This window comes from Sphingomonas lutea, from assembly GCF_014396785.1.
Taxonomy (GTDB): domain Bacteria; phylum Pseudomonadota; class Alphaproteobacteria; order Sphingomonadales; family Sphingomonadaceae; genus Sphingomicrobium; species Sphingomicrobium luteum.
Genome location: NZ_CP060718.1, coordinates 1,568,922 through 1,591,909, shown reverse-complemented (window position 1 = coordinate 1,591,909; position 22,988 = coordinate 1,568,922). Strand labels below are relative to the sequence as shown.

The 22,988-nt window shown below is 65.1% G+C and carries 22 protein-coding genes and 1 riboswitch; of the genes, 18 read left to right on the top strand and 4 right to left on the bottom strand.

Going from position 1 to position 22,988, the window contains the following annotated elements; translation table 11 throughout:
- Nucleotides 1-54: 54 nt before the first annotated feature.
- Together H9L13_RS08200 and H9L13_RS08195 are read left to right on the top strand one after the other, a co-directional pair.
- Nucleotides 55-264 carry a hypervirulence associated TUDOR domain-containing protein gene (locus H9L13_RS08200; RefSeq protein WP_187537266.1) on the top strand — a complete coding sequence of 70 codons (210 nt, stop codon included), beginning with the start codon at nt 55-57 and terminating at the stop codon, nt 262-264.
- A gap of 45 nt (nt 265-309) precedes the next feature.
- Nucleotides 310-1,518 carry an FAD-dependent oxidoreductase gene (locus tag H9L13_RS08195; protein ID WP_187537265.1) on the top strand — a complete coding sequence of 403 codons (1,209 nt, stop codon included), beginning with the start codon at nt 310-312 and terminating at the stop codon, nt 1,516-1,518.
- On the opposite strand, the gene H9L13_RS08190 is transcribed toward H9L13_RS08195, so the two are convergent.
- On the bottom strand, nt 1,515-2,744 hold the full coding sequence (locus H9L13_RS08190; protein WP_187537264.1) for an NADP-dependent isocitrate dehydrogenase: 1,230 nt from the start codon (nt 2,742-2,744) through the stop codon (nt 1,515-1,517). The two genes, H9L13_RS08195 and H9L13_RS08190, sit on opposite strands and share 4 nt — an antisense overlap.
- A gap of 103 nt (nt 2,745-2,847) precedes the next feature.
- Between H9L13_RS08190 and H9L13_RS08185 the strand changes: the two genes are divergently transcribed.
- The 4 genes from H9L13_RS08185 to tsf all read left to right on the top strand — a co-directional run bounded on the left by H9L13_RS08185 (nt 2,848) and on the right by tsf (nt 6,603).
- A complete protein-coding gene (locus H9L13_RS08185; RefSeq protein WP_187537263.1) occupies nt 2,848-3,585 on the top strand; it encodes a phosphatidylserine decarboxylase in 738 nt (245 codons plus the stop codon).
- On the top strand, nt 3,582-4,370 hold the full coding sequence (locus tag H9L13_RS08180; protein ID WP_187537262.1) for a CDP-alcohol phosphatidyltransferase family protein: 789 nt from the start codon (nt 3,582-3,584) through the stop codon (nt 4,368-4,370). Before H9L13_RS08185 ends, H9L13_RS08180 begins: the two co-directional genes overlap by 4 nt.
- Before the next feature lie 414 nt (nt 4,371-4,784).
- Complete coding sequence (gene rpsB, locus H9L13_RS08175) at nt 4,785-5,540, top strand: 30S ribosomal protein S2 (RefSeq protein WP_187537261.1); 756 nt, start codon at nt 4,785-4,787, stop codon at nt 5,538-5,540.
- 118 nt (nt 5,541-5,658) lie between these two features.
- Complete coding sequence (gene tsf / locus H9L13_RS08170) at nt 5,659-6,603, top strand: translation elongation factor Ts (protein ID WP_187537260.1); 945 nt, start codon at nt 5,659-5,661, stop codon at nt 6,601-6,603.
- A gap of 47 nt (nt 6,604-6,650) precedes the next feature.
- Here tsf and H9L13_RS08165 read toward each other — a convergent pair whose 3' ends face one another.
- The gene (locus tag H9L13_RS08165; RefSeq protein WP_187537259.1) at nt 6,651-8,564 is read right to left on the bottom strand and encodes a toll/interleukin-1 receptor domain-containing protein; all 1,914 of its coding nucleotides are present in this window, start codon (nt 8,562-8,564) and stop codon (nt 6,651-6,653) included.
- Nucleotides 8,565-8,710: 146 nt separating this feature from the next.
- Between H9L13_RS08165 and pyrH the strand changes: the two genes are divergently transcribed.
- From pyrH to fabZ, 9 genes are all read left to right on the top strand, one after another.
- Nucleotides 8,711-9,439 carry a UMP kinase gene (pyrH, locus tag H9L13_RS08160; protein WP_187537258.1) on the top strand — a complete coding sequence of 243 codons (729 nt, stop codon included), beginning with the start codon at nt 8,711-8,713 and terminating at the stop codon, nt 9,437-9,439.
- Nucleotides 9,436-9,996 carry a ribosome recycling factor gene (gene frr, locus H9L13_RS08155; protein ID WP_187537257.1) on the top strand — a complete coding sequence of 187 codons (561 nt, stop codon included), beginning with the start codon at nt 9,436-9,438 and terminating at the stop codon, nt 9,994-9,996. Before pyrH ends, frr begins: the two co-directional genes overlap by 4 nt.
- Before the next feature lie 74 nt (nt 9,997-10,070).
- Entirely contained in the window at nt 10,071-10,739 is a 669-nt protein-coding gene (gene uppS / locus H9L13_RS08150; RefSeq protein WP_187540258.1) for a polyprenyl diphosphate synthase, read from the top strand.
- Entirely contained in the window at nt 10,736-11,368 is a 633-nt protein-coding gene (locus H9L13_RS08145) for a phosphatidate cytidylyltransferase (protein WP_187537256.1), read from the top strand. Before uppS ends, H9L13_RS08145 begins: the two co-directional genes overlap by 4 nt.
- Complete coding sequence (locus tag H9L13_RS08140; RefSeq protein WP_187537255.1) at nt 11,365-12,525, top strand: 1-deoxy-D-xylulose-5-phosphate reductoisomerase; 1,161 nt, start codon at nt 11,365-11,367, stop codon at nt 12,523-12,525. Before H9L13_RS08145 ends, H9L13_RS08140 begins: the two co-directional genes overlap by 4 nt.
- Nucleotides 12,522-13,655 (top strand): RIP metalloprotease RseP, encoded by a 1,134-nt coding sequence (gene rseP, locus H9L13_RS08135; protein ID WP_328282540.1) that lies wholly within the window; start codon nt 12,522-12,524, stop codon nt 13,653-13,655. The genes H9L13_RS08140 and rseP overlap by 4 nt, the downstream gene beginning before the upstream one ends.
- A 77-nt stretch (nt 13,656-13,732) precedes the next feature.
- On the top strand, nt 13,733-16,369 hold the full coding sequence (gene bamA, locus H9L13_RS08130; RefSeq protein ID WP_235090797.1) for an outer membrane protein assembly factor BamA: 2,637 nt from the start codon (nt 13,733-13,735) through the stop codon (nt 16,367-16,369).
- On the top strand, nt 16,369-16,947 hold the full coding sequence (locus H9L13_RS08125) for an OmpH family outer membrane protein (protein WP_187537254.1): 579 nt from the start codon (nt 16,369-16,371) through the stop codon (nt 16,945-16,947). Before bamA ends, H9L13_RS08125 begins: the two co-directional genes overlap by 1 nt.
- Before the next feature lie 7 nt (nt 16,948-16,954).
- Nucleotides 16,955-17,428: a 3-hydroxyacyl-ACP dehydratase FabZ gene (gene fabZ, locus H9L13_RS08120; protein WP_235090795.1), complete on the top strand. Its 474-nt coding sequence runs from the start codon at nt 16,955-16,957 to the stop codon at nt 17,426-17,428.
- Here the strand turns inward: fabZ and H9L13_RS08115 are convergent.
- The gene (locus tag H9L13_RS08115) at nt 17,397-19,235 is read right to left on the bottom strand and encodes a TonB-dependent receptor plug domain-containing protein (RefSeq protein ID WP_187537253.1); all 1,839 of its coding nucleotides are present in this window, start codon (nt 19,233-19,235) and stop codon (nt 17,397-17,399) included. The genes fabZ and H9L13_RS08115 overlap by 32 nt on opposite strands.
- A 77-nt stretch (nt 19,236-19,312) precedes the next feature.
- Nucleotides 19,313-19,471, bottom strand: a riboswitch (cobalamin riboswitch).
- 55 nt (nt 19,472-19,526) lie between these two features.
- Between H9L13_RS08115 and H9L13_RS08110 the strand changes: the two genes are divergently transcribed.
- The 3 genes from H9L13_RS08110 to H9L13_RS08100 all read left to right on the top strand — a co-directional run bounded on the left by H9L13_RS08110 (nt 19,527) and on the right by H9L13_RS08100 (nt 20,937).
- Nucleotides 19,527-20,054, top strand: a complete 528-nt coding sequence (locus tag H9L13_RS08110; protein ID WP_187537252.1) for a DUF6580 family putative transport protein — start codon at nt 19,527-19,529, stop codon at nt 20,052-20,054.
- Between the two features lie 97 nt (nt 20,055-20,151).
- Complete coding sequence (rpmE, locus tag H9L13_RS08105; RefSeq protein ID WP_187537251.1) at nt 20,152-20,382, top strand: 50S ribosomal protein L31; 231 nt, start codon at nt 20,152-20,154, stop codon at nt 20,380-20,382.
- Between the two features lie 12 nt (nt 20,383-20,394).
- On the top strand, nt 20,395-20,937 hold the full coding sequence (locus H9L13_RS08100; protein WP_187537250.1) for a GNAT family N-acetyltransferase: 543 nt from the start codon (nt 20,395-20,397) through the stop codon (nt 20,935-20,937).
- Nucleotide 20,938: 1 nt separating this feature from the next.
- On the opposite strand, the gene H9L13_RS08095 is transcribed toward H9L13_RS08100, so the two are convergent.
- Nucleotides 20,939-22,807, bottom strand: coding sequence for a DUF2207 domain-containing protein (locus tag H9L13_RS08095; protein ID WP_187537249.1), 1,869 nt, complete (start codon nt 22,805-22,807; stop codon nt 20,939-20,941).
- Nucleotides 22,808-22,988 lie beyond the last annotated feature (181 nt).

Here is a 22,988-nt window from a genome sequence, read left to right as displayed (position 1 = left end):
AGGCGCGGGGGCACCTGTCACTCGTCGAACGTTGACCGCGCGAGGAGATGCAAGATGGCGAAATCGGTCAAGGTCGGCGACAAGGTCAAATGGAAATCGAGCGGCGGCGGCTCGACCGGAAAAGTGGTCAAGAAACTGACCTCGCCGCGCATGATCAAGGGCCACAAGGTCGCGGCGTCTAAGGACAATCCCGAATATCTCGTCGAGACAAATGAGGGCAAGCAGGCCGCGCACAAGGCGGAAGCGCTGACCAAGGCGCGCTAGCCGCCATTCCCAAGCAGCGCCGTCGGCGATATCGCCGGTGGCGTCATGACGTCAGAACGCGAAGCGGACCTGATTGTCGTCGGGGGCGGACCGGCGGGCGTGATGACAGGCCTGCTGTTCGCGCGTGCCGGCGTGTCCACCAAAGTGGTCGAAAAGCACGCCGACTTCTTCCGCGATTTCCGCGGCGACACCGTCCACCCGTCGACCATGGAAATCCTCGACCAGCTTGGCCTGTTGGGGAAATTTCTCCAGCGCCCGCATAACCGCGTGAACAAAGCCCAGCTGCGGATCGAGGGGCGAGACTGGACGATCGGCGACCTTTCGCACTTGTCGACGCCGGCACCGTTCATCGCGATGATGCCGCAATGGGACTTCCTCGATTTCCTGCGTGACGAAGCCGAGCGCTTTCCTGCCTTCGATCTAGTGATGGACGAAGCAGTTATTGGCTTTGTCGAGGAGGGCGGGCGAGTCACCGGCGTGCGCTACGCATCGGGACGGGAGGAGCGGGCAGGGCGCCTGGTGATCGCGGCGGATGGGCGTGCATCGCTCGTTCGCCGGCTCGGGATGCTGCCGATGGAAACGCTTGGCGCCCCAATCGACGTCCTGTGGTTCAAGCTTCCCAAGACCGATGACGGCGGCGATGCCTTGCGCGGATCGGTCAATCCCGGGCGGATCGTCGTGCTGATCGACCGCGACGATTATTGGCAGGCGGCGTTCGTCATCGGCAAGGGCGAGGAAGCCGCAGTTCGCGCCAAGGGGTTGGGGTGGCTGCGCGGCGAGGTCGAGGGCGCTTTCCCCGATCTGCGCTTTGAAGGCGCCTTCCTGGAGCGCGACGAAGACGTCAAATTGCTGAGCGTCGCGGTCGATCGGCTGCGGCAATGGTCGCGTCCCGGCTTGCTGGCGATCGGCGATGCCGCCCACGCGATGAGCCCGATCGGTGGGATTGGTATCAACCTTGCGATCCAGGACGCGGTTGCGGCGGCCAACATCCTCGCCGCGCCAATGGCCGCGGGCGAAAACGTCGACCCGCTCCTGCACCAGGTGCAGCAACGCCGCCTGCTGCCGACGCGGATCATCCAGGCGGGCCAGGTCGCCGCGCAGGATCGGATCATCGGACCGGTGCTGAGCGGCGGAACCGTGCGCGCCCCGCGCCTCGTCCGCTTGCTCGACCGCTTTCCATTGCTGCGCCGGATCCCCGGCCGAATCATCGGCCTCGGCATCCGCCGCGAGCAGGTGCGCTCGCCGGCGGCCTAGGCGGCCACGCCTTCCTCGGCCATCGCGGTCTCGAGGTTCTGGACGATTGCTTCGAAGAATTGCTCGGTCGTCATCCACGCCTGGTCGGGCCCGACGAGGATCGCGAGATCCTTGGTCATCTGACCGCCTTCAACGGTCTCGACGCACACGCGCTCGAGCGTTTCGGCGAAGCGCACGACCTCGGGCGTGCCGTCGAACTGGCCGCGGTAGATGAGGCCGCGCGTCCAGGCGAAAATCGACGCGATCGGGTTGGTCGAGGTCGCCTTGCCCTGCTGGTGCATGCGATAGTGGCGCGTGACCGTGCCGTGCGCGGCTTCGGCTTCGATCGTCTTGCCGTCGGGAGTCATCAGCACCGAGGTCATCAGGCCAAGGCTGCCGAAGCCCTGCGCCACCAGGTCGGACTGGACGTCGCCATCGTAATTCTTGCACGCCCAGATGAACTTGCCGCTCCACTTGAGCGCGGAGGCGACCATGTCATCGATTAGTCGATGCTGATATTCGATCTTCGCTTCGGCGAACTTATCCTTGAATTCGCTTTCGAAAATTTCCTCGAAGATATCCTTGAACCGGCCGTCATAAGCTTTGAGGATGGTGTTCTTGGTCGACAGATAGACCGGCCAGCCGCGATTGAGGCCGTAGTTGAAGCTGGCTCGCGCAAAGGCGCGGATCGATTCGTCGAGGTTGTACATGCCCATGGCAACCCCGGCGTCGGGGAAGTCGAACACTTCCTCCTCGATCACCTGGCCGTCCTCGCCCTGCCAGCGCATCGTCAGCTTGCCCTTGCCCGGCACTTTGAAATCGGTCGCCTTATACTGGTCGCCGAACGCATGGCGGCCGACCACGATCGGGTCGGTCCAGCCGGGGATCAGGCGCGGCACGTTGGCGATGACGATCGGTTCGCGAAAGACGACGCCGTTGAGGATGTTGCGGATCGTCCCGTTCGGCGATTTCCACATCTTCTTGAGGCCGAATTCCTCGACCCGCGCCTCGTCGGGCGTGATCGTCGCGCATTTGACGCCGACGCCGTGCTGCTTGATCGCATTGGCCGCGTCGATCGTGACCTGGTCATCGGTGGCGTCGCGATTTTCGACCGACAGATCGAAGTAGAGCAACTCGACATCGAGATAGGGCTGGATCAGCCGTTCGCGAATCCATTGCCAGATGATGCGGGTCATTTCGTCGCCGTCGAGCTCGACGACGGGGTTCTTCACCTTGATCTTGGACATGCCTGTTCCTGCGCTTTCAGATGTTGGCGGGGCATTAGGATGCGGGCGCAGGGCAGGCAACCGCGCCGTTGTGCGCGTCGCGGGGCCGCCCTAAAGCGACGCCATGCCCGCACTCGAAAAGCCCGACGGCCCGCTCACCACCAACGTCAAATGGTGCTTCCCCTCGGTTCATCCGGAGGGGCGCAAGTTCGTGGTCGGCGCCGCGTTCATCACGCTTCTGACCTATCTGGTCGGGTGGGAATTCCTCACCGTCATCCTGCTTGCGGTGACGATCTGGGTCGCGGCTTTCTTCCGCGATCCGGTGCGCACCACCCCGCGCAGTGACAAACTGGTCATCGCGCCGGCCGACGGCTTGATCACCATGATCACCAAGGTGCCGCCGCCGCGCGAGCTGAGCGGCACGGACGGCATGGCCGACGGCCAGTATACGCGCGTGTCAATCTTCATGAGTGTGTTCGACGTCCACATTAACCGCGCACCGATTTCGGGACGCGTCCGGCGCATGGCCTATGTCCCCGGCAAGTTCGTCAACGCCGACCTCGACAAGGCGAGCGAGGATAATGAGCGGCAATATTTCCTGATCGAGGGCAGCAATGGCGCAAGCATTGCCATCACCCAGATCGCGGGCCTGATCGCGCGGCGGATCCTCGCCTTCGTGCGCGAAGGCGACCAGGTCGAGGCTGGGCAGCGCATCGGCCTGATCCGGTTCGGCAGCCGCGTCGATGTCTTCCTCCCCGCCGGGACCGGGCCGCGCGTGATGCTTGGCCAGCGCTCGATCGCCGGTGAGACCGTGATCGGGGAAATCGGCGTCGATCCCGAGCTGGTCGGGACGAGCCAGTGAAAGCGGCGGACGAAGGGCGCGGGATTGCCTTTCGCGCGTTCGTTCCCAACGCCATTACCGCGCTTGCGCTGTGCTTCGGCCTGACTGGCATTCGCTTCGGTTTTGCCGGTGAATGGGAATTGGCGATGGGCGCGATCGTGCTTGCCGGCGTGCTCGACGGATTTGACGGCCGCGTCGCCCGGCTGCTGCGCGCGCAGAGCAAGTTCGGCGCGGAACTCGATTCACTCAGCGACAATATCGCCTTCGGGACTGCGCCCGCGCTGATCGTCTTTATTTGGTCGTTGCAGCATGCACCGAAATTCGGGTGGACCGTGTCGTTGGCACTCGCGGTGTGCTGCGCGCTTCGCCTGGCGCGGTACAATTCGCGGATCGACGCAGAGGAGCAGCCGCACAAGACCGCCGGCTTCAATACGGGAGTTCCCGCACCCGCGGGCGCAGGCCTGGCCTTCGTCCCGATTTATCTGTGGCTGATTACCGGCGACGACCTGTTCCGGCAGTGGCAATTGGTCATGCCCTGGACACTGTTCATTGCCGCGCTGATGATTTCGAGCCTTCCGACCTTCAGCTGGACCGTGTTCCGGATCCGCAAGAGCTGGCGCTTGTTCGCGCTTGCGGGCGTGGCGCTGCTCGGCACCGCGCTCATCAACGAGCCGTGGATTACCTTATTGGCGGTGTCCGCGCTCTATCTTGCGCTAATCCCCGTTGCGTTGGCGAGCTATGCCCGCGTCAAGCGGCGTCGCGCCACCGCGGGCGAGCGCGCATCGGCTGCGGCAACCGCGACCTGACCCGGAGCCGCGCATAAGGCGCCGGCTGGGCGATCGACCTGCCAAGCTGTCCCTTGAACGCCGCGGCAATCTTGCCGCCGCTATGTTCGAGCACCGTCGCGACGAGGACGGCGAGGAGCCAGAGGGTCGAGAGAAAAACAAGAGTGGCCAGAGCTGCGAGCATTGCTTGGTTCCTTCTTGAGAGCGCCTAACCCATATGGACCCGTTTCGTTCCAACACGGAGCAGGCGCCTTGCCTAGGCAAGATAATGTTCCTGCTTTGTTCTCCTATGTCAAGCCTTCCGCGAGCGCTTGAAAAGTAACCCGCGCTGGGCTAGGGGCGCCGGCATCCCGCAGATGGAGCTACCATACCGGTGCTAGCCGCAAGGCTGGTCATTCGGCTCCATCAAGGCATAACCGGAAGGAGACGATCCCTATGGCGACCACCGTCGTCACGATGCAGCAATTGCTTGAGGCCGGCGCACATTTCGGCCACCAGACCCACCGCTGGAACCCGCGGATGAAGCCGTACATCTTCGGCGACCGCAATGGCGTCCACATCATCGACCTGTCGCAGTCCGTGCCGCTGTTCGCGCGCGCGCTCGACTTCGTGTCGCAGACCGTCGCGCGCGGCGGCAAGGTGCTGTTCGTCGGCACCAAGCGCCAGGCGCAGGACGCGATCGCCGAAGCGGCGCGTGCGTCGGGCCAGCATTTCGTCAATCACCGCTGGCTCGGCGGCATGCTGACCAACTGGAAGACGATTTCCAACTCGATCAAGCGCCTCAAGAGCCTTGAGGAGCAGCTTTCGGGCGACACCGCCGGCCTGACCAAGAAGGAAGTGCTTCAGCTGACGCGCGAGCGCGACAAGCTTGAAAAGAGCCTTGGCGGCATCCGCGACATGGGCGGCCTGCCCGACGTCATGTTCGTCGTCGACACCAACAAGGAAGAGCTGGCGATCAAGGAAGCCAACGTGCTTGGCATTCCGGTCGTCGCAATCCTCGATTCGAACAGCGACCCGAACGGCATCGCTTTCCCGGTGCCGGGCAACGACGATGCCAGCCGCGCCATCCGCCTCTATGCGGATTCGGTGGCGCAGGCGGCGAGCGAAGGCCGCAGCGGCAATGCGCAGGCGCGTGGCCAGGATATCGGCTCGATGGCCGAGCCGCCGGTCGAGGCCGCGCTCGAGGCTTGAACGATTCCCCTCCCGCTCGCGGGAGGGGCCAGGAGGGCCTGGTCAACCGGGCTCTCCACTTCAACATTCCCTCCCCCAACCCCTCCCCCAGGCGGGAGGGGAGCGAAAGGAACAAGACATGGCTGAGATCACGGCTGCTTCCGTGAAGGAACTGCGCGAGCGCACCGGCGCCGGCATGATGGACTGCAAGAAGGCACTGGCCGAAACCAATGGCGATATGGAAGCCGCGATCGACTGGTTGCGCGCGAAGGGCTTGTCCGCCGCGGCCAAGAAGGCCGGCCGCACCGCCGCCGAGGGTCTGGTCGGCGTGGTCGTCGAGGGCAATCGCGGCGCGGTGATCGAAGTCAATTCGGAAACCGACTTCGTCGCCAAGAACGAGCTTTTCCAGGATTTCGTGCGCAACGTTGCCAAGCTGTCGCTTGCGCACGGCACGGACATCGAAGCGCTCGGCAACGCCGCTTATCCCGATGGCGGCACCGTCACTGAAAAGCTGACCGACAACATCTCCAAGATCGGCGAGAACCAGTCGCTGCGCCGCGCGGCGATCCTCGACGTGAACCAGGGTGTCATCGTACCCTACGTCCACAATCAGGTCGCACCGGGCCTCGGCAAGATCGGCGTTCTCGTCGCGCTTGAGAGCGATGCCCCGGCGGACACGCTGACCGCGCTCGGCAAGCAGATCGCGATGCATGTCGCGGCCGCCAACCCGCTTGCGCTCAACGCCGACGACCTGGATCCGGCGCTGATCGAACGCGAACGTTCAGTGGCGATGGAAAAGGCCAAGGACAGCGGCAAGCCGCAGAACATCATCGAAAAGATGGTCGAAGGGGGCTTGGGCAAGTTCCGCAAGGAGAATGCTCTGCTGTCGCAGCTGTTCGTGATGGACGGCAAGACCCCGGTGTCCGACGTCGTGGCGCAGGCCGCCAAGGACGCCGGCACCGCAATCACGCTGGCGCAGTTCGTCCGCTTCCAGCTCGGTGAAGGCATCGAGAAGAAGCAGGATGACTTCGCCGCCGAAGTGGCCGCCGCCGCCGGCGTCAAGAAGGACGAACCGGTCGCCTGAAAGCCGTTGCGTTAGATCATGAAGGGCGGGGCGAAAGCTTCGCCCTTTCATTTCAGCTTCGCCGCTTCTTCCTTGCAATCGTAAGGCTGGTCATTCTCGAAGCAATAGTCGGGCCATTTCCCGCTTGTGCGCCAGTAATCGAGAAGGCCGGCGCGCTGCGCGACGCGGAGGAACCGCGGGTCTCGGCGAATGTCCCTGAACTCATGGCGGAAGAAAACTTCCGAGATGATCGCGATATCGTCGACGCGGGGGTAGGTCAGCAGCGTCGCGAAGAAGTCCTCTGTGCGCCCAAACTGCGCGAACGCCATGGTCGCGAAGCCAAAACCCGCGCTTGGATTCTCCATCGTCCGCAACCGCTCCTTTACGAATGCCAGGAATGCGTCGATTTTGGCTGGTGCGGGATCATGCCGCACTTCGATCAGCATCCGAACGGCGCGCCCGCCGAAATCGGTCCGTTGCTCGAAAAGCTCCTTCGCAATCTGCGGGTCGCCGTAGCGATAGTGAAAGCGGAATCGCGCGTCGTCGACGCTCGCAGTGCCGGGCCAGAGGCGCTCGGCCTTGGCGAGTTCGCGCTTGGCTTCTTCAAACGCGCCGGAATAACCCAGCTGTGCGATGTACAGGCTGGAAACGCGCGGTGATAGAGGATCCAATTGCCGGGCCCGAGCGATAGTCGCGACGGCTTGGGCGGTTCGCCCGGTCGCCGACAAGCTATTTGCCAGATAGAGCTGCAATGCAGCATCGCCGGGAGCGCGAGCGGCGGCCCGTTCGATCCGCCGAGCGCGCACGGAAAAATCTCTTGGCGGAACGAGCTGCGCCTCGGCAATCTCGATGGCCGGAAGACCGGGAAGGAATTGCTTGGCCCGAGCGATATGCGCCTTGTGCTCCGCCACTGCGGCAGAGGCCTGTTCGCCGCGCGTGAAGACCAGGCTGACGGTGTCGCTTTCGGCGAGCAGCAGGAGCGACCACGCGGACGCGAAGCGTGGCGCCGCGGAGACGACCTGTTCGAGCAACCGCAGAACCGGGCGCGGGTCGTCGTTTTGAATTTCTGAGAGCTCGGCGCAGGCAATCAGGTAAGTTTTGAACGCTTCCGACGACAGGCGGGGCGAAGCGCCTCGGCCTTCGGTCGCGCAGCTAGTGACCCTCGCTGCCGTGTACGCAAGTTGCTGGAGGAGATCGGGGCGTCTGCCCGACGGTTGCTCGAACTCGCGCGACCAGAGGAGCGCCGAGTCCTGCACCGATTTGAGGGCCAGCGTGGCGCCCGCCGGTCCGACCGCGGCCGCTTCAAAGGACAGGTCGGCATTTGCAGCGCCAGCGGCATCGACCAGCCTGAGCGAAGTTGCGGATGCCGTTTGCAAGGCGCCCAGCTTGATCGCCAGGTCGCGCGCGAGGGCTTGCGAGGCAGCGTCGCGACTTGCCGGACCGACCGACAGCACAGTTTCGCCGTTACTCGCCCATGGCCTCCACACGACCAGGCCGACACCGGTGAAAGCGATGAGCGCCGCCACGGCGAGGATCCACCATCTCGGCAGAGCGGGCGCCTGACGTTGCGCATGGGGCCTAGCCAATATGGCATCGGAAAGACCCGCCGCCGCCTCGACGGCTTTGATGAGCGCGTGGGATTGCGCTTTGCCCAAGCGGCGGCGCGGCAGGGCGATCGTCTGGAACTGGCGGAAGCCTAAGGGCGCCTCGGTGCCATCGAGGCTGAGTGGCACGAGCCGCCCGCGGTCGCGCCCGCTCGCCGCCTCATCGCGCACCCACGGGCTTTCGACCGAGACTTCCGACCACAGCACGACCACGGCTTCGGCGGCCCTCAAAGCCTGCTCGATTTCCTTGGCATATTGCGCGCCGCCGCGGATGTGCTGGTCCCACCACACATCATGGCCGGCGCGCTCAAGCGCCGCGGCGATCGGAGCCGCGACCGCCGCATCTTCCCTGCCATAGCTCAGAAATACGCGCGCCATCGCCGGCTCCCCAGGTCGCAATCGTGCGTGCAATCCGCGCTGCTGGCAAGCGGCGGGGCGCGCGATCGGGTCAAGGCAGTTGGCAAGGCGGCGGCGCTTCCATAAAGGCGTGTCGCCCCGCTTTCGCCCAAGGATCGCCCCGAAGAATGACCCGACCGCGTTTCAACCGCATCCTGCTGAAGCTGTCCGGCGAGGCGTTGATGGGCCAGAACCAGTTCGGGATCGATCCCGAAGCGGTCGAAAGCCTGGCTCGCGAGATCATCGCCGCGCGAGACCACTGCCCGGGCCTGTGCCTGGTTGTCGGCGGTGGAAACATCTTCCGCGGTATGGCGGCGGCGGCCAAGGGCTTCGACCGGGCCAGCGCCGATTACATGGGCATGCTGGCAACGGTGATGAACGCCATAGCGCTGCAGGGCGCGCTCGAGAAGCTTGGCGCGGAGACCCGCGTGCAGTCGGCGATCCCGATGGCCAGCGTGAGCGAGCCGTACATTCGCCGCCGCGCGCTTCGGCACATCGATAAGGGCCGCATCGTCCTGTTTGCGGCAGGCACCGGCAATCCCTATTTCACGACCGACACCGCAGCCGCGCTGCGCGCCGCCGAAATGGGCTGCGACGCCCTGTTCAAAGGCACCAGCGTCGATGGTATCTACAGCGCCGATCCAAAGAAGGTGGCCGACGCCAAGCGTTATGAAACGCTGACCTTCAGCAAGGTGCTCAGCGACGACTTGAAGGTCATGGACGCATCCGCGGTCGCGCTGTGCCGGGACAACAACATTCCGATCGTCGTGTTCAACGTTCGCCAGCCCGGCAATCTTGCCGAAGTGCTGGCCGGGCGCGGGGTGGCGACGATCGTCCAGCATGGGAGTGAGACATGACGACGAGCATCAGCACCGGCGATCTCAAGCGTCGGATGCACGGGGCAGTGGAGGCGCTGAAGCATGACCTCGCCGGCTTGCGCACGGGCCGCGCGTCGACCGCGCTGCTCGATCCGGTCAATGTCGAGGTGTACGGCGCCAACATGCCGCTCAATCAGGTGGCGACCGTGTCCGTGCCCGAAGCGCGGATGCTTTCGGTGCAGGTGTGGGACCGGTCGAACGTCCAGCCGGTTGAGAAGGCGATCCGCTCGGCCGGCCTCGGCCTTAATCCGATCACCGATGGGCAGATGATCCGCCTGCCGATCCCTGAGCTCACGGAGGAGCGCCGCAAGGAGCTGGCCAAGCTGGTCGGCCAATATGCCGAAAAGGCGCGCATTGCCGTGCGCAACGTGCGCCGCGACGGCATGGACCATCTGAAGCAGGACGAGAAGAAGCACGAAATCAGCGAGGATGAGCGCAAGCGCCTCGAGACTGAAGTGCAGAAGCTGACCGACGACACGATCAAGGAGATCGACGACGCGGCCGGCACCAAGGAAAAGGAAATCCTCAACAAGTGAGCGCCGTTCCGGCGCCGGACCATGCCGAGCGTGCTCGGCCGGACGGTGCAATCCCGCGCCACGTGGCGATCATCATGGATGGCAATGGGCGCTGGGCCGATCAGCGCGGACTGCCGCGCGCCGCCGGGCACAAGGCGGGTGCGGAGGCTGTACGCCGCGCGATGCAGGCGGCGGTCGATCATGGCGTCGAGGTGCTCACGCTCTACGCATTCTCATCCGAAAATTGGCGGCGGAGCCCCGAAGAAATTTCCGATCTGACGGGTCTGATGCGCTTCTATCTGGAGCGCGAGCTGAACACGCTCCTCAAGGAGAATGTCCGGCTCAAGTTGATCGGGGATTATGCGGCGTTCGGGCCCGAGTTGAAGGCGCGGCTGGAACGGGCGGTCGAGCGGACCCAGGCCAACGATCGCCTGACGCTGGTCGTCGCGCTCAATTACGGCTCACGCGCTGAATTGGTGTCGGTCGCCCGCAAGCTCGCGGCGCGGGTCGAGCAGGGTGAGATTGGCGCGGATGCGATTGACGAGGCCGCGTTCGCCGCGGGGCTGGAAACGCACGATCTGCCCGACCTCGACCTACTAATCCGGACCTCGGGCGAAGTTCGGCTGTCCAACTTCCTGATGTGGCAGGCAGCTTATGCCGAACTGCTATTCCTGGATGTCCTATGGCCAGATTTCAGCGAGCAGGCCTTCGCCGATGCGCTGGGGATCTACGCGGCACGTCAGCGCCGGTTTGGCGGCCGATGAGCGAACTCGCTGTTCGCACGTTGTCCGGGGTTGCCATGATAGCCGTTGCGCTCGCTGCGGCGGCCAAGGGCGGGAACGTGTTCGCTGTGGGCGTCGGCCTCGTCGCGATGGCGATCTATTACGAGTGGACGCGTCTGGCGCGGGGATGGGGCGCAATCTGGTGGGTCACGGGGTTCCTGTACGCCCTGATCCCAGCGCTGGCCCTGCTGTGGATCCGGGAGCGTGATGCGAGCGGGCTGTACCTGCTGCTATGGACCTTCATTGTGACATGGTCGACCGACATCGGTGCCTATTTCGTTGGCCGCGCGGTGGGCAAACGGAAGCTCGCGCCAGCGATCAGTCCGGGCAAGACCGTAGCGGGGTTTTGGGGCGGCGTGGCCGCAGCGGCCTTGCTGGGTGGTGCGTGGGCGCTGCTGACGGGACTTGGGGTCGCGCTTCTATTTCTAGCGCCGTTGTTCGGTGTTGCCGCACAGGGCGGCGACCTGTTCGAAAGCTGGATGAAGCGCCGTGCCGGGGTCAAGGATTCGGGTAGCTGGTTGCCGGGTCATGGTGGCGTCCTCGATCGCCTGGACGGGCTGGTGCCGGTCGCGGTGCTGACCGCAATGGCGCAGATCGGCGGCCTGACGTGAAGCGGCGCATCGTCATCCTTGGCGCGACGGGATCGATCGGCAAGTCTACGCTCGATTTAATCGAGCGCGCGCCGGACGCATTCGAAGTCGTCGCGGTGACCGCGGCAACCAACGCCGCCGCTCTGGCCGACATCGCGCGCCGGACCAACGCCCAGTTCGCCGTGGTCGCGCATGAGCGCCGTGCTTCGGAGCTGGCGGAAGCGCTGATGGGATCGTCGTGCCGTGCCGCGGCGGGCGAGGATGCGTTGATCGAGGCTGCGACCATGGACGCCGACCTGGTCGTCGCCGCGATTGTCGGCTGCGCCGGTCTTCGCCCGACGATGGCGGCGGTCGAGGCGGGGCGGACGGTAGCCCTGGCGAACAAGGAAGCGTTGGTGACGGCGGGCGCGCTCATGACCCAAGCGGCGAGCGCGAGCGGCGCGACATTGTTGCCCGTGGACAGCGAACATAATGCGATATTTCAATGCCTTGCCGGAAATCGCGCGGAAGATGTATCAAGGCTTATCTTGACTGCCAGCGGTGGGCCTTTCCGCACCGCCAGCGCCGAATCCCTGCAGGCGATGACGCCCGCGCAAGCCGTCGCCCACCCCAATTGGTCGATGGGTGCTAAAATCTCCGTCGATTCGGCGACCCTGATGAACAAGGGTCTCGAGCTGATCGAGGCTCACTATCTCTTCGGCTTGCCGTCGGCGCGGATCGACATCGTTGTCCATCCGCAGTCCGTGATCCACTCGCTAGTCGAATATGTCGATGGTTCGGTGCTTGCGCAGCTCGGCTCGCCGGACATGCGCATTCCTTTGTCGTACGCGCTGGCATGGCCCGCCCGGATGGCGACTCCGGCCGAGCGCCTCGACCTCCAGCAGATTGCGCGCCTCGATTTCGAAGCGCCTGATCTTGTTCGATTTCCGGCACTTCGCCTAGCGCGTGAAGCGCTCGAGGCGTCGGCGGCGGCGCCGATCGTCCTGAATGCCGCCAATGAGGTCGCGGTCGAACGCTTCCTCGCCGGCAAGATCGGTTTCACCGACATTCCCGCGCTCGTCGAACGCTGCCTCGACCGATCCGACCACACGCCGCCCGCGTCGATCGCCGAAGTCTTGGAGATCGACCGCGTGACGCGGGACCTCGTCGGTGGCATGATGGAAGCGACCTGCCCATGATCCTCCAGAATCCGCCCCTGTGGTTCATCCTGATCGCCTTCCTGTGCACGATCGGCCCGCTCGTGCTGATCCACGAGTTCGGCCATTATTGGGTGGCGCGCCGGCTCGGCGTTGGCGCCGAGGTGTTCTCGATTGGCTTCGGTCGCGAGATTGCGGGCTGGACCGACAAGCGCGGCACCCGCTGGCAGATCGGCTGGCTCCCGCTCGGCGGCTACGTCCGCTTCGTCGGTGACGAGAACGAGGCGAGCAAGCCGAGCGAGGCGCAGCCCCTCAGTGCGGAAGATCGTGCGCGTAGCTTTCACCTGCGGCCGGTCTGGCAGAGATCGCTGATCGTCCTTGCCGGGCCGCTGGCCAATTTTTTGGTTGCGATCGCCATCTTCGCGGCCTTGTTCGCCGCGCTGGGGATGCCGCGCACGTCCAACTTCGTCTCTGCGGTTCAAGCCGGCAGTCCGGCGGAACGCGCGGGCATCCGGGCATCCGACCGCATTGTCTCGGTTGCAGGCCGCCAGACGGATTCGTTCGAGGATGTGCAGCGGATTGTGACCCTGCGCCCCGGCGAAACGGTGGCGATCACCGTCCAGCGCGGTGGAAGCCAGATACCCCTGAGCGCCCAGCTCGGAAAGCTGCTCGAAAAGGACCGTTTCGGCCAGAGCTTCGAGCGCGGACTGCTGGGCGTGCAAGGAAATCAGCGGCAGTTCGTCCGGCTGTCGCCGCTGGAACTCATCCCGCAGGCGACTGCCTATACCTTCACTTTGACTCGGTGGATGATCGACGGATTGTGGCAGATCGTCAGCGGCCGCCGTTCGATCAAGGACATCGGCGGGCCGATCAAGATTGCTCAGATCGCCGGACAACAGGCGTCACTCGGCGCACTGGAGTTCATTCAGCTGGTTGCTTTGATCTCAATTAATCTGGGATTCATCAACCTCTTGCCAGTCCCGATGTTGGATGGTGGCCACCTGGCTTTCTATGCTGTCGAAGCGGTTCGGCGCCGGCCTCTCAGCGCACGGGCGCTGGAATGGGCGTTCCGCGGCGGCGTGGCCGTCATCCTGGCGCTTCTTGTCTTCACGACCGTCAATGATCTCGGCTCCATCGGCTTTTGGGACCGGCTTCAGCGCTTGATTGGATAGTGGGCTTGGGGCAGGGCTGATACTTGGGCAGGGCGGGCTGATTGCCGCCGCCCCACTGCACGCAAAGGCGGGGACGAGTGATTTCAAAGTCGAAGAGTTTCAAGCGTGCCGGTGGCGTGCTTCTGGTCGGAACGGCGCTGGGCACGGCTGCGACTCCCGCAATGGCCCAGGCTCCCGCTCCGGCGCCCGCGCAGCCGAACGTCATCGTGCCGGGCGGCCCGCAGGCACAAAGCGTCATCCGCTCGATCTCGGTTCGCGGCAACCAGCGCCTCGAGCCGGATACCATCCGCGCCTACGCCAACTTGTCGCCGGGCCAGACCTACAGCGCGCAGACGCTCGATCAGTCGCTTAAGGATTTGTACGCGACCCAACTCTTTGCTGACGTCACCATCACCGGCGCGGAAACCGGCGACCTCGTCATTTCGGTGCGTGAGAACCCGGTCATCAACCGCATCGTGCTGGAGGGCAACAAGCGCCTCAAAGACGACAAGATCCTGCCTGAGATCCGGCTTGCGCCGCGGCAGATCTTCACCCGCTCGGCCGCCCGTTCGGACGTCGACCGCATCCTTGAGCTCTATCGCCGCCAGGGCCGCTTCGCCGCCCAGGTCGAGCCCAAGATCGTCCAGCTCGACCAGAACCGCGTCGACGTGGTGTTCGAGATTTTCGAGGGCGACCTCGCCAAGGTGCGCCAGATCAACATCATCGGCAACGAACAATATGATGATGGGCGTTTGCAGAAGGAAATGTTCACGCGTGAAGCGGGCGGCCTGCTCGGCTTCATGAAGTCGAACGACACTTACGACCCCGATCGCCTGGCTGCCGACCAGCAAAAGCTGCGGTCCTTCTATTTGACCGAAGGCTATGCCGACTTCCGCGTCGTCTCGGCGCTGGCCGAGCTGACCCCCGACCGCCGCGACTTCGTCATCACCTACGTTGTCGAAGAAGGACCGCGGTACAAGTTCGGCACGGTCGCGGTGGACAGTGCTTTGCGCGACCTTCCCGAGGAAACCGTCCGCACGATCGTTCGCGTCGATCCCGGCGAATGGTTCAACGCCAAGACGGTCGAGGACGACGTCACCAATCTCAACGAAGCGGCCGGCAACCGCGGCTATGCCTTTGCCGACATCAACCCCGCATATGAGCGCGACGCCGAAAAACGGCTGATGAACGTCACTTTCAAGATCGGGCAGACGCCGCGCGTCTATGTCGAGCGCATCGACATCACCGGCAATACGATCACGCGCGACAAGGTCATCCGCCGCGAGTTCCGGCTCAACGAAGGCGACGCTTTCAATGCCATCCGCCTCAAGCGCAGCCAGGACCGCATCCAGAGCCTCGGCTTCTTCCAGGAAAATCTGGAGATCAAGCAGACCGAAGGCTCCGGGCCCGACCGCGTCGTGCTTGGCGTCAATGTCGAGGAGAAGCCGACCGGTCAGCTGTCCGTGTCGGGCGGCTATTCAAGCCTTGAGCGCTTCGTGCTTCAGCTTGCGGTCGCGCAGAACAATTTCATGGGCAAGGGCCAACAGCTCGACGCTTCGGTCAACTGGTCGCGCTATGCGCGCTCGGTCCAGCTCGGCTTCGTCGAGCCCTATTTCCTCGATAAGCCGATCCTGCTCGGCGGAACGATCTATCGCCGCGATTACAACAGCTTCAACATCCTCGAGGATGGGGAGCGCAACCGCACTTATTCGCAGGTCAGCACCGGACTTTCGCTTCGTACGGGCTTCCCGGTCACCGATTTCGTGACGTTCGGCGGGCGCTACAGTCTGGTCCAGGACAAGATCACGCTCGACCGGGATACGTTCTACACCGACCGCGATGGCGATGGTGTGTTTGAGGACAATGAGTGCGATCCGCTTCGCGCCGGTCAGTATCTGTGCGACGAAATCGGCTCGCGCGTCACGTCGCTGATCGGTTGGTCGACCGTTTACGACAGCACCAACGGGATTCGGCCGACGCGGGGCAGTCGCGTCGTCCTGTCGCAGGACCTTGCTGGCCTGGGCGGGGACGTAAAGTATCTGCGTTCGCGCGGCGAAGCCGTGCGCTACAAGAGCCTTGGCGGCGGCTGGGTCTTCTCCCTGCGCGGAGAGGGCGGCTACATTCATCCGGGTTCGGAATCCCCCGGGCCGGGCCGGGACCCGGTGCGGATCACCGACCGCTTCTTCGGTCCACAACTTCGCGGCTTCGACATTCGCGGCATCGGGCCGCGCATCCAGCGCGTCCCCTATGACACTGACGGCACGCTTTTGCCGGAGCAAAGTCGCGTTACCGATGCGCTTGGCGGTCGTGCCTATTATATGGGCCGGGCTGAGCTTGAATTCCCGATCAACGCCACGCTGCGCGGCTTTGGCCTGCGGCCGTCAGCCTTCATCGACGCCGGTTCGCTGTGGAAGCTCACGCGTCCGAACCTGACCAACATCGCTGCGACCTGCGTGCCAACGATCACCAATCCGACGGCGCCGTCGTTCCAGATTCCAGGAGCAACCCCGACCGCGCCGTGCGTGGATGCGGGCGGCGGCACGGATTACACGCGCGTTCCGGGGTTCCAGGAGGTCTATCTGGGCGATTCCCCCAAACCGCGCGTGTCGATCGGCATCGGCGTCAACTGGACGTCGCCGTTCGGCCCGCTGCGCATCGATCTCGCCAAGGCCTTGCTCAAGCAGGAAGGCGACGACACCAAACTCTTCAGCTTCAACGTAGGGACTTCATTCTAATGCGGAAAATTCTTCTCTCCGCGGCCGTCGCGGCCGCTGCCCTTGCCCCGGCTGCCGCGTCGGCGCAGACCATTCCGGCCGCGGTGATCGCGGTCGTCAACCTTGAGCGCGTCACGGCCGAATGCAACGCGTGCAAGACCGCTTCGGCCGCGCTGCGGTCGCAAGTGACGGCGCTTGAGAACCGGCAACGCGCGCTGGGCACGCCGCTCGAGGCCGAAGCCAAGGCCATCCAGGCCGCGGTCGATGCGCTGAAGGGCGCGCAGCCCGACGCGGCGCTCCAGGCCCGCGTGCGTGCCTTCCAGCAGAAGCAGCAGCAGGGCTCGCAGGAGATTCAGCGGCAGCAGCAGCAGATCCAGCGCAACCAGGCCTATATCCAGCAGCAGGTCGGCCAGAAGCTCGGCCCAATCTACCAGCAGGTCATGCAGCGCCGTGGCGCCAACTTGATGGTTGAAACGGGCACGACGCTTGCCGCCGGAACGAGCCTCGATGTCACCAACGACGTTCTGGCCGCGCTGAACACGGCGCTGCCGACCATCGCGACCACGGCACCGGCGCAAGCTGCGGCACCGGGCCGTTAAGGCGCGCATGGACGGTCAAACGGCCGGCTCCGCCATGGGCCCGCTCGATATCCGGCGGGTGATGGCGGCGCTGCCGCATCGCTATCCCATGCTGCTGGTCGACCGCGTTGAGCGGATCGTCCCCGACCAATCGATCACCGCGATCAAGGCGGTGAGCATGAACGAGCCGTTCTTCCAGGGGCATTTCCCGGGACGGCCGATCATGCCCGGCGTGCTGATCGTCGAGGCGCTGGCACAGGCGGCGGGCGTGCTTGCGGTGGAATCGCTGGGCCTCGCGGACTCGGGCAAGCTGGTTTATTTCATGGCCATCGACGGCGCGAAATTCCGCACGCCGGTCGAACCGGGCGTGCTCCTCCAACTCGACGTCGAATTCGTCCAGAAGCGCGCTACGGTGTGCAAGTTCACCGGCCGCGCGAGCATCGACGGCAAGCTTGCCGCCGAAGCGAACTTCACGGCGATGATCGCCGATCCGCCAGCCTGATCCCGACGAACAGCCCGCGCCCCTCGGTGCGGTAACCGGCCGAATCCTCATAGTCGCTGTCGAGCAGGTTCGATCCGCGCACGAACAGCTCGGCGCCGGGCGTCACCGCATAGGCAATGCGCGCGTTCGCCAGCACATAGGAGTCGAGCCTGACAATGGCGAAGGGCGCGACCTCTTGCCGGTCGAGATGCGACCCGACGTAGGCGATCGACGCACCATAGGACCAGCAGCCGATCCCACCGTCGGCCGCGAGTGACCCGCTGTGGCGCGGCCGGCGCCATTCCTCCAGCTGTTGGTTGGTCAGACGGTCGGGCTGGGTCGACTTGAGATAGGCGTAATGTGCGGTCACCCGCAGCGCATCGACGGGCTGCCAGCCGAGTTCGGCCTCCACGCCCCACCGGCGGCTCGCGCTCTCGCTATTCTCGACGCTGGTGAAGTTCGCGTTGTCGACGATCTCGTCGCGCAGGTGCTGGCGATAGACGCTTAGCGAGGCCGCGATCCGGTCGCGGCGGAAGCGCACCGAGCCTTCGAACCCGCGTGAGCTTTCGGGCTTGAGGTCGGGATTGCCGACGAAGTCGCCGGGAAAGAAGCCGAACAGGTCGAAGAAGGTCGGCTGCGCGATGCCTTGCGCATAGGATCCGGCGAGTGCGAACCCGCCGCCGACTTGAGTCAACAGCGAGGCGCGCAGCGACGTCGCGTCCTTGAAGCGGTTGAACATGTCGCGGCGGATCGCGACGTCGGCGGTGAAGGCGCCGACGTCGCCTTTCCATTCGGCGGTGATCGCCTTGTGCGACCGGTCGCGGTCCTGGTTCGTCGCGCCCAAATAGATGGTGTCGCGGGCTTCGAAGGTTTCGCTCTCGGCATCAAAGGCCGCGATCAGTTGATGCTCCAATCGGCCGGTGACGAACTGGCGTTCGACCTGCGCATCGAGCGCGCGGCGGGTGCCCTTGGTGCGGTTGACCGGATTGCCGTCGCGGCGATTGTCGTTCGACGAACCGAGGAGGGTGGCGCCGACGCGACCCCGCCATTGGGTGTCGACCTGGCCCAGTGCGGCCCACACCCGTGCTGCGGCGAGCCGGTTCTTGCTGGTGTCGAGCGTGTCGGCACGCTCGAAGGTGACAAGGTCATAGCCGTCGAATTCGGACGTGCCGGTAAGCGCCAGCGCCGAGGCGCCGACCGTGACCGCCGACGACAGCGTGATCGTCCCGCGCAGCCGCCCTGACATGTTGCGATAGCCGTCGCGGTCGCCGTCGCCGGAGAAGCTGTCGATACCAGAGGCGCGCTGCCAGCCGATCGCCCCGCTGAGGCTCGCGCGCTCGGCGCCCATCGATCCCGACGCGCCGAGGCGGCGCGATCCGAACGACCCAGCTTCGGCGATCGCCATCGCGCCGGCAGGCTCGTCGAGCCCGTTGATCGCGATCACGCCGCCGATCGCCTGCGACCCCCACAGCGCCGATTGCGGGCCGCGCACGACCTCAATGCGCGAGGCGAGATCTGCGTTGAGCAATTCAAAGCGCGCAAAGTCGCCGGTGGCGGGATCGTTGGCGCGGATGCCGTCGATGAACAGCAAGGTGTGATTATTCTCCGCGCCGCGAATGCGCACCTCGGTGAAGAGGCCGCTCGGCCCCTGGGCAGTGATTGCGGTCGAAGGTGCGAGGCGGAGCAGGGCAGGGGCCAGCGGCTCACCCAGCCGGACGATGCGGACCTGGTCGAGCATGGTCGCGCTTGCCGCGGAGCGGCTGGCGTCGTCGGGCGCGCGCGACGCGGTGATGATGATCTGGTCGGTGTCGATCGGGACTGCGGGCATGTGATCCTCCATGAACGAAAATGCTCGTCACGGAGGGCAGCGCGGCCCACGCACCCGCGGCTGGACCCGGCCGGGGCAACGGACGATGGATCATGGCAGGTTCCTGACTTCGCCGCGGACGAAGTGTCCGTGGCTCACAGTTGCGGGCACAGCGCCGGAATTTCGCCGGCTTCCCTTTGAACCGTCCCCGGCAAGCCCGAGGGCCTGTGGACGGCACCTTGATCCGCCCGCGTGATTGGCGGCGACCGGGCGGGCTGTCAAATCCCCGCGGCCGGCGCTATTCAGCGCGTCATGACGACCAATCACGCCCGCCTGCTGGTGCTGCTCGCCGCGATCGTCGCAGCGGCCGCATTGCGCCTTGTCCCGCATCCGCCCAATTTCACGCCGATCGGCGCGATGGCCTTGTTCAGCGGCGCCTATCTGGGGCGGAAGGGCGCGATCGCATTGGCCGCGCCGCTCGGCGCCTTGCTGCTCAGCGACCTCATCCTTGGTTTCTATGCGGGGATGGCGACGGTCTATTTCAGCACGGCTTTGGTGGTGCTGATCGGGTGGCTCGCGCTGCAGCGCCGTTCGCTGTTCCGGGTGGCGGGCGCGGCCCTGGCAAGCTCGATCGTGTTCTTCGTCCTGACCAATTTCGGCATGTGGCTGTCGAGCGGATACTATCCCATGACGCTGGCTGGGCTGCAGGCCTGCTATGTCGCGGCGATCCCGTTCTTCCAGAACAGCGTTGCCGGCGACCTGTTCTTTTCAGGCGTCCTGTTCGGCGGTTTCGCTCTGCTCGAACGACAAGTGCCGGCACTTCGGCCGACGACCGCCTGATCGGGGCTTCGGTTGCAAGTTGCGCGGGCCTTTTGTAAGGCGCGCCCGCAACCTTGCGGAGCTGGTCGGAACCAGCCGCGAAACCAAGGAAAATCTGATGAAGTCCGGTATCCACCCCGAATATCACACGATCAACGTCGAGATGACCGACGGGACCAAGTTCCAGACGCGCTCGACCTGGGGCAAAGAGGGCGACACGCTGCACCTCGACATCGATCCCACCTCGCACCCGGCGTGGACCGGCGGCAACCAGAAGCTGCTTGACACCGGCGGCCAGGTTGCGCGCTTCAACAAGCGCTTCGGCGGTCTTACCCTCGGCAAGAAGTAAGCCGTTCGCGGCATGACGGACGCTAGTCGCTCGGCTCCGACGCTGGAGACCGAGCGATTGGTCCTGCGCGCCTGGCGCCGGGACGACCGCGAACCCTATTTCGCTATCCTCCAGGAACCCGCGGTGTTCCGCCACTTCGGGCCGGATCCGATGGGGATGGAGGAGAGCTGGCGGCGCGTGAACGCGGCGGCGGGAAGCTGGCTGCTTAACGGCTTCGGCGGCTGGGCGGTCGAACGGCGAAGCGACGGCAAGCTGGTCGGCATGCTCGCCATGTTTACCGGCTGGCGCGACCTTGACCCCGAATTCGGCCACGATCCTGAGATGGGGTGGATCTTCGCCACCGAGGCGCACGGCCAAGGGCTTGCGGGGGAAGCATGCCGCGCGGCGCTGCACTGGGCCGAGGCGAACCTGCCGCCGAGCCCGATCTGGGCGATCATCGCCCCCGCCAATGCACCGTCGATCAAGCTCGCCGAGAAGCTCGGCTTCGAGCACATCCATGAGACGCGGTACAAGGACGACCCGATCCTGGTCTTGAAGCGCCCGGCCTGGGCCTGAACTACCAGCCGCCGCCGCCTCCTCCGCCGTCGCCACCCCCCGACGACCCGCCACCTCCCGAACCGCTCCGTGACCCCGGCGCCGTCGACGCCGAGCTGATACTGTTGGTGAGCGACGAGCCGATGCTGTCGGCGAAGCCGCCGGGGTCGGACCACGGACTGTGGCTGCCGGAATACCAGGCCATTCCGCTGTGACCCCGCGCAGCAGCCGCGGCGAGGACGCCGGCGAAGCGGTCGGCCCAGCGGTTCTCAACCCCCAGCGCGACCGCATAGGGCAAATATTTCTCGAACAATTCGGGCGTATCGGCTTCGGGCGGGTGCATGCGGTCGAGCCGCTCGCCCTCGGTGATCGACAGATATTGCTTGAACCCCGCGATGCGGTCGAGAACCGCGCGGCCTTCCTTGGTCGGCGCGTCGATCCAGGCGAAGGCGGACAGGACCAGCGGCAGGGTAAGCGCAGGCAATGCGAAGGGCAGGAGCCAGCCCGTCGCAAGCGCCTGGAACAGCACCGGCGCGCCAGTGGTGAAGGCCAGCGCCGCGAAGACGAAGGCGATGACGATCGCCAGGCATTTGCCGACCGCCGTCGCCGACTGAATCCACCACAGGAGCAGCGCGACGACGATGGCGGCACCAAGCGGGACCAGGACCATCGTCACATCGAGCCCCATGGCGGCGACGATCGAGGCCGCCACAAGCCAGAGAGCGGCAATGAGCAGAAGCGCACCGGCGACCGCCCAGCCCCAATTCTTGTTGAACAACCGCCCCTGATGCGCCGACTGCAAGACCTCTTCCAAGCCCTTCTTGGCAGAGGAGAACTTTCCATGGTTAGCCTGTTCCATGAAGATAGTCTCGCCGGGGTCGAGCAGCGCTTCGAGCGCCGCCGCCTCGTCGGCGGGGAGGGGACTTGCGGAGGGCAAGCGCTCGATCCTTCGCCGCTCGCGCGACAACAGGCCGCCTTCAACCTCGGTCATGCGGATGTGCCCGCGCACGCCCATGTCGACCAGCGCCGCGGCAAATGCGCGATTGTCGAGGCCCATGCGTGTCACGTAGCGCATCGCCGCGGGGGAGAGGTCGTCGGGCGGCGCGAAGAGCGGGACGACCGTGCCCTTGCGCGGATCGCGGCCGACGCGCGCCCAGGCGACATAGTAGAACGCGAGGAGGCCGAGGAAGCTGAGGCCGCCGACAAGGGGCGGTCCGTTGTCGGCCAGCCATGACGCGAGCCGGCTACCGCTGTTTGCTTCGGCGACGGCCCCCTTGGGGAAGGCGACGGCGATGGTCAGGCCTTCGTACGGCGCCAGACTTCGCGTCGTCCGGAACGCAATTTCGCCCGGCCGTTCATCGACCACCTCGGCATCCGACCCGCTTGCGCCGGCGGGGCCCGTATAGGCTGCGCGCTGTCCGAACCGCACCGCGCCCGGCAAGCGAATGCGCGCTTCGGCGGTGTCGATCGGTAACATCCAGCCGTTGCCGGTGGCGTTCCAGTAGAGCTCGTCATAGTCGCCAAAACGTCCAATCTGCCGCGTCGTGCGATAGCGCAGGACGTAGCGGTGGTCGCCCACGTCCACATATTCTTCCGGGTCGCCGAGCTTGATGCGGACACCGTTGCCGAACGCCTCAACCGCGGCTGGCACGGCTTGCCCGTCGAGCGTGGCGCCGTGGAAGGTGAATCCAACGCGAACGAACCCGCCGTGCCGGCCGCGATAGCGCGTCGGGAAGTCGCGGTAGATGCCGTGGTTGATCGCATCGCGTTCAGCGCGGACCTCGATGGTCTCAGTGACCTCGATTGAGGAATCGGGCTGGATCCGGACGTCGCTGACGAAGTGCGTGATCCTTTCTTCGGCATTTGCGGCCGAAAACGGCGCAAAAAGCATGAAAAGCGCAGCAATGCAGCGGACTAGCCAGGTGCGCACAAGAGAAGAGGCGCGCTTACGGTCATTAATGTCATGGTGTGCGGCGCTTTTGGCGTGACCTTTAGCCGGTTGCGCCGTTCCGGACAGGAAGCGGAGGCGCGCCGTGATCATGCAGCGCATGGTGGCGAGCCAAATCCTATTT

Coding starts and splice junctions, on each gene's coding strand:
- H9L13_RS08200 (WP_187537266.1), top strand. CDS start 55: ATGGCGAAATCGGTCAAGGTCGGCGACAAGGTCAAATGGAAATCGAGC.
- H9L13_RS08195 (WP_187537265.1), top strand. CDS start 310: ATGACGTCAGAACGCGAAGCGGACCTGATTGTCGTCGGGGGCGGACCG.
- H9L13_RS08190 (WP_187537264.1), bottom strand. CDS start 2,744: ATGTCCAAGATCAAGGTGAAGAACCCCGTCGTCGAGCTCGACGGCGAC.
- H9L13_RS08185 (WP_187537263.1), top strand. CDS start 2,848: ATGCCCGCACTCGAAAAGCCCGACGGCCCGCTCACCACCAACGTCAAA.
- rpsB (WP_187537261.1), top strand. CDS start 4,785: ATGGCGACCACCGTCGTCACGATGCAGCAATTGCTTGAGGCCGGCGCA.
- tsf (WP_187537260.1), top strand. CDS start 5,659: ATGGCTGAGATCACGGCTGCTTCCGTGAAGGAACTGCGCGAGCGCACC.
- H9L13_RS08165 (WP_187537259.1), bottom strand. CDS start 8,564: ATGGCGCGCGTATTTCTGAGCTATGGCAGGGAAGATGCGGCGGTCGCG.
- pyrH (WP_187537258.1), top strand. CDS start 8,711: ATGACCCGACCGCGTTTCAACCGCATCCTGCTGAAGCTGTCCGGCGAG.
- frr (WP_187537257.1), top strand. CDS start 9,436: ATGACGACGAGCATCAGCACCGGCGATCTCAAGCGTCGGATGCACGGG.
- uppS (WP_187540258.1), top strand. CDS start 10,071: ATGGATGGCAATGGGCGCTGGGCCGATCAGCGCGGACTGCCGCGCGCC.
- H9L13_RS08145 (WP_187537256.1), top strand. CDS start 10,736: ATGAGCGAACTCGCTGTTCGCACGTTGTCCGGGGTTGCCATGATAGCC.
- rseP (WP_328282540.1), top strand. CDS start 12,522: ATGATCCTCCAGAATCCGCCCCTGTGGTTCATCCTGATCGCCTTCCTG.
- H9L13_RS08125 (WP_187537254.1), top strand. CDS start 16,369: ATGCGGAAAATTCTTCTCTCCGCGGCCGTCGCGGCCGCTGCCCTTGCC.
- fabZ (WP_235090795.1), top strand. CDS start 16,955: ATGGACGGTCAAACGGCCGGCTCCGCCATGGGCCCGCTCGATATCCGG.
- H9L13_RS08115 (WP_187537253.1), bottom strand. CDS start 19,235: ATGCCCGCAGTCCCGATCGACACCGACCAGATCATCATCACCGCGTCG.
- H9L13_RS08110 (WP_187537252.1), top strand. CDS start 19,527: ATGACGACCAATCACGCCCGCCTGCTGGTGCTGCTCGCCGCGATCGTC.
- rpmE (WP_187537251.1), top strand. CDS start 20,152: ATGAAGTCCGGTATCCACCCCGAATATCACACGATCAACGTCGAGATG.
- H9L13_RS08100 (WP_187537250.1), top strand. CDS start 20,395: ATGACGGACGCTAGTCGCTCGGCTCCGACGCTGGAGACCGAGCGATTG.
- H9L13_RS08095 (WP_187537249.1), bottom strand. CDS start 22,807: ATGCTTTTTGCGCCGTTTTCGGCCGCAAATGCCGAAGAAAGGATCACG.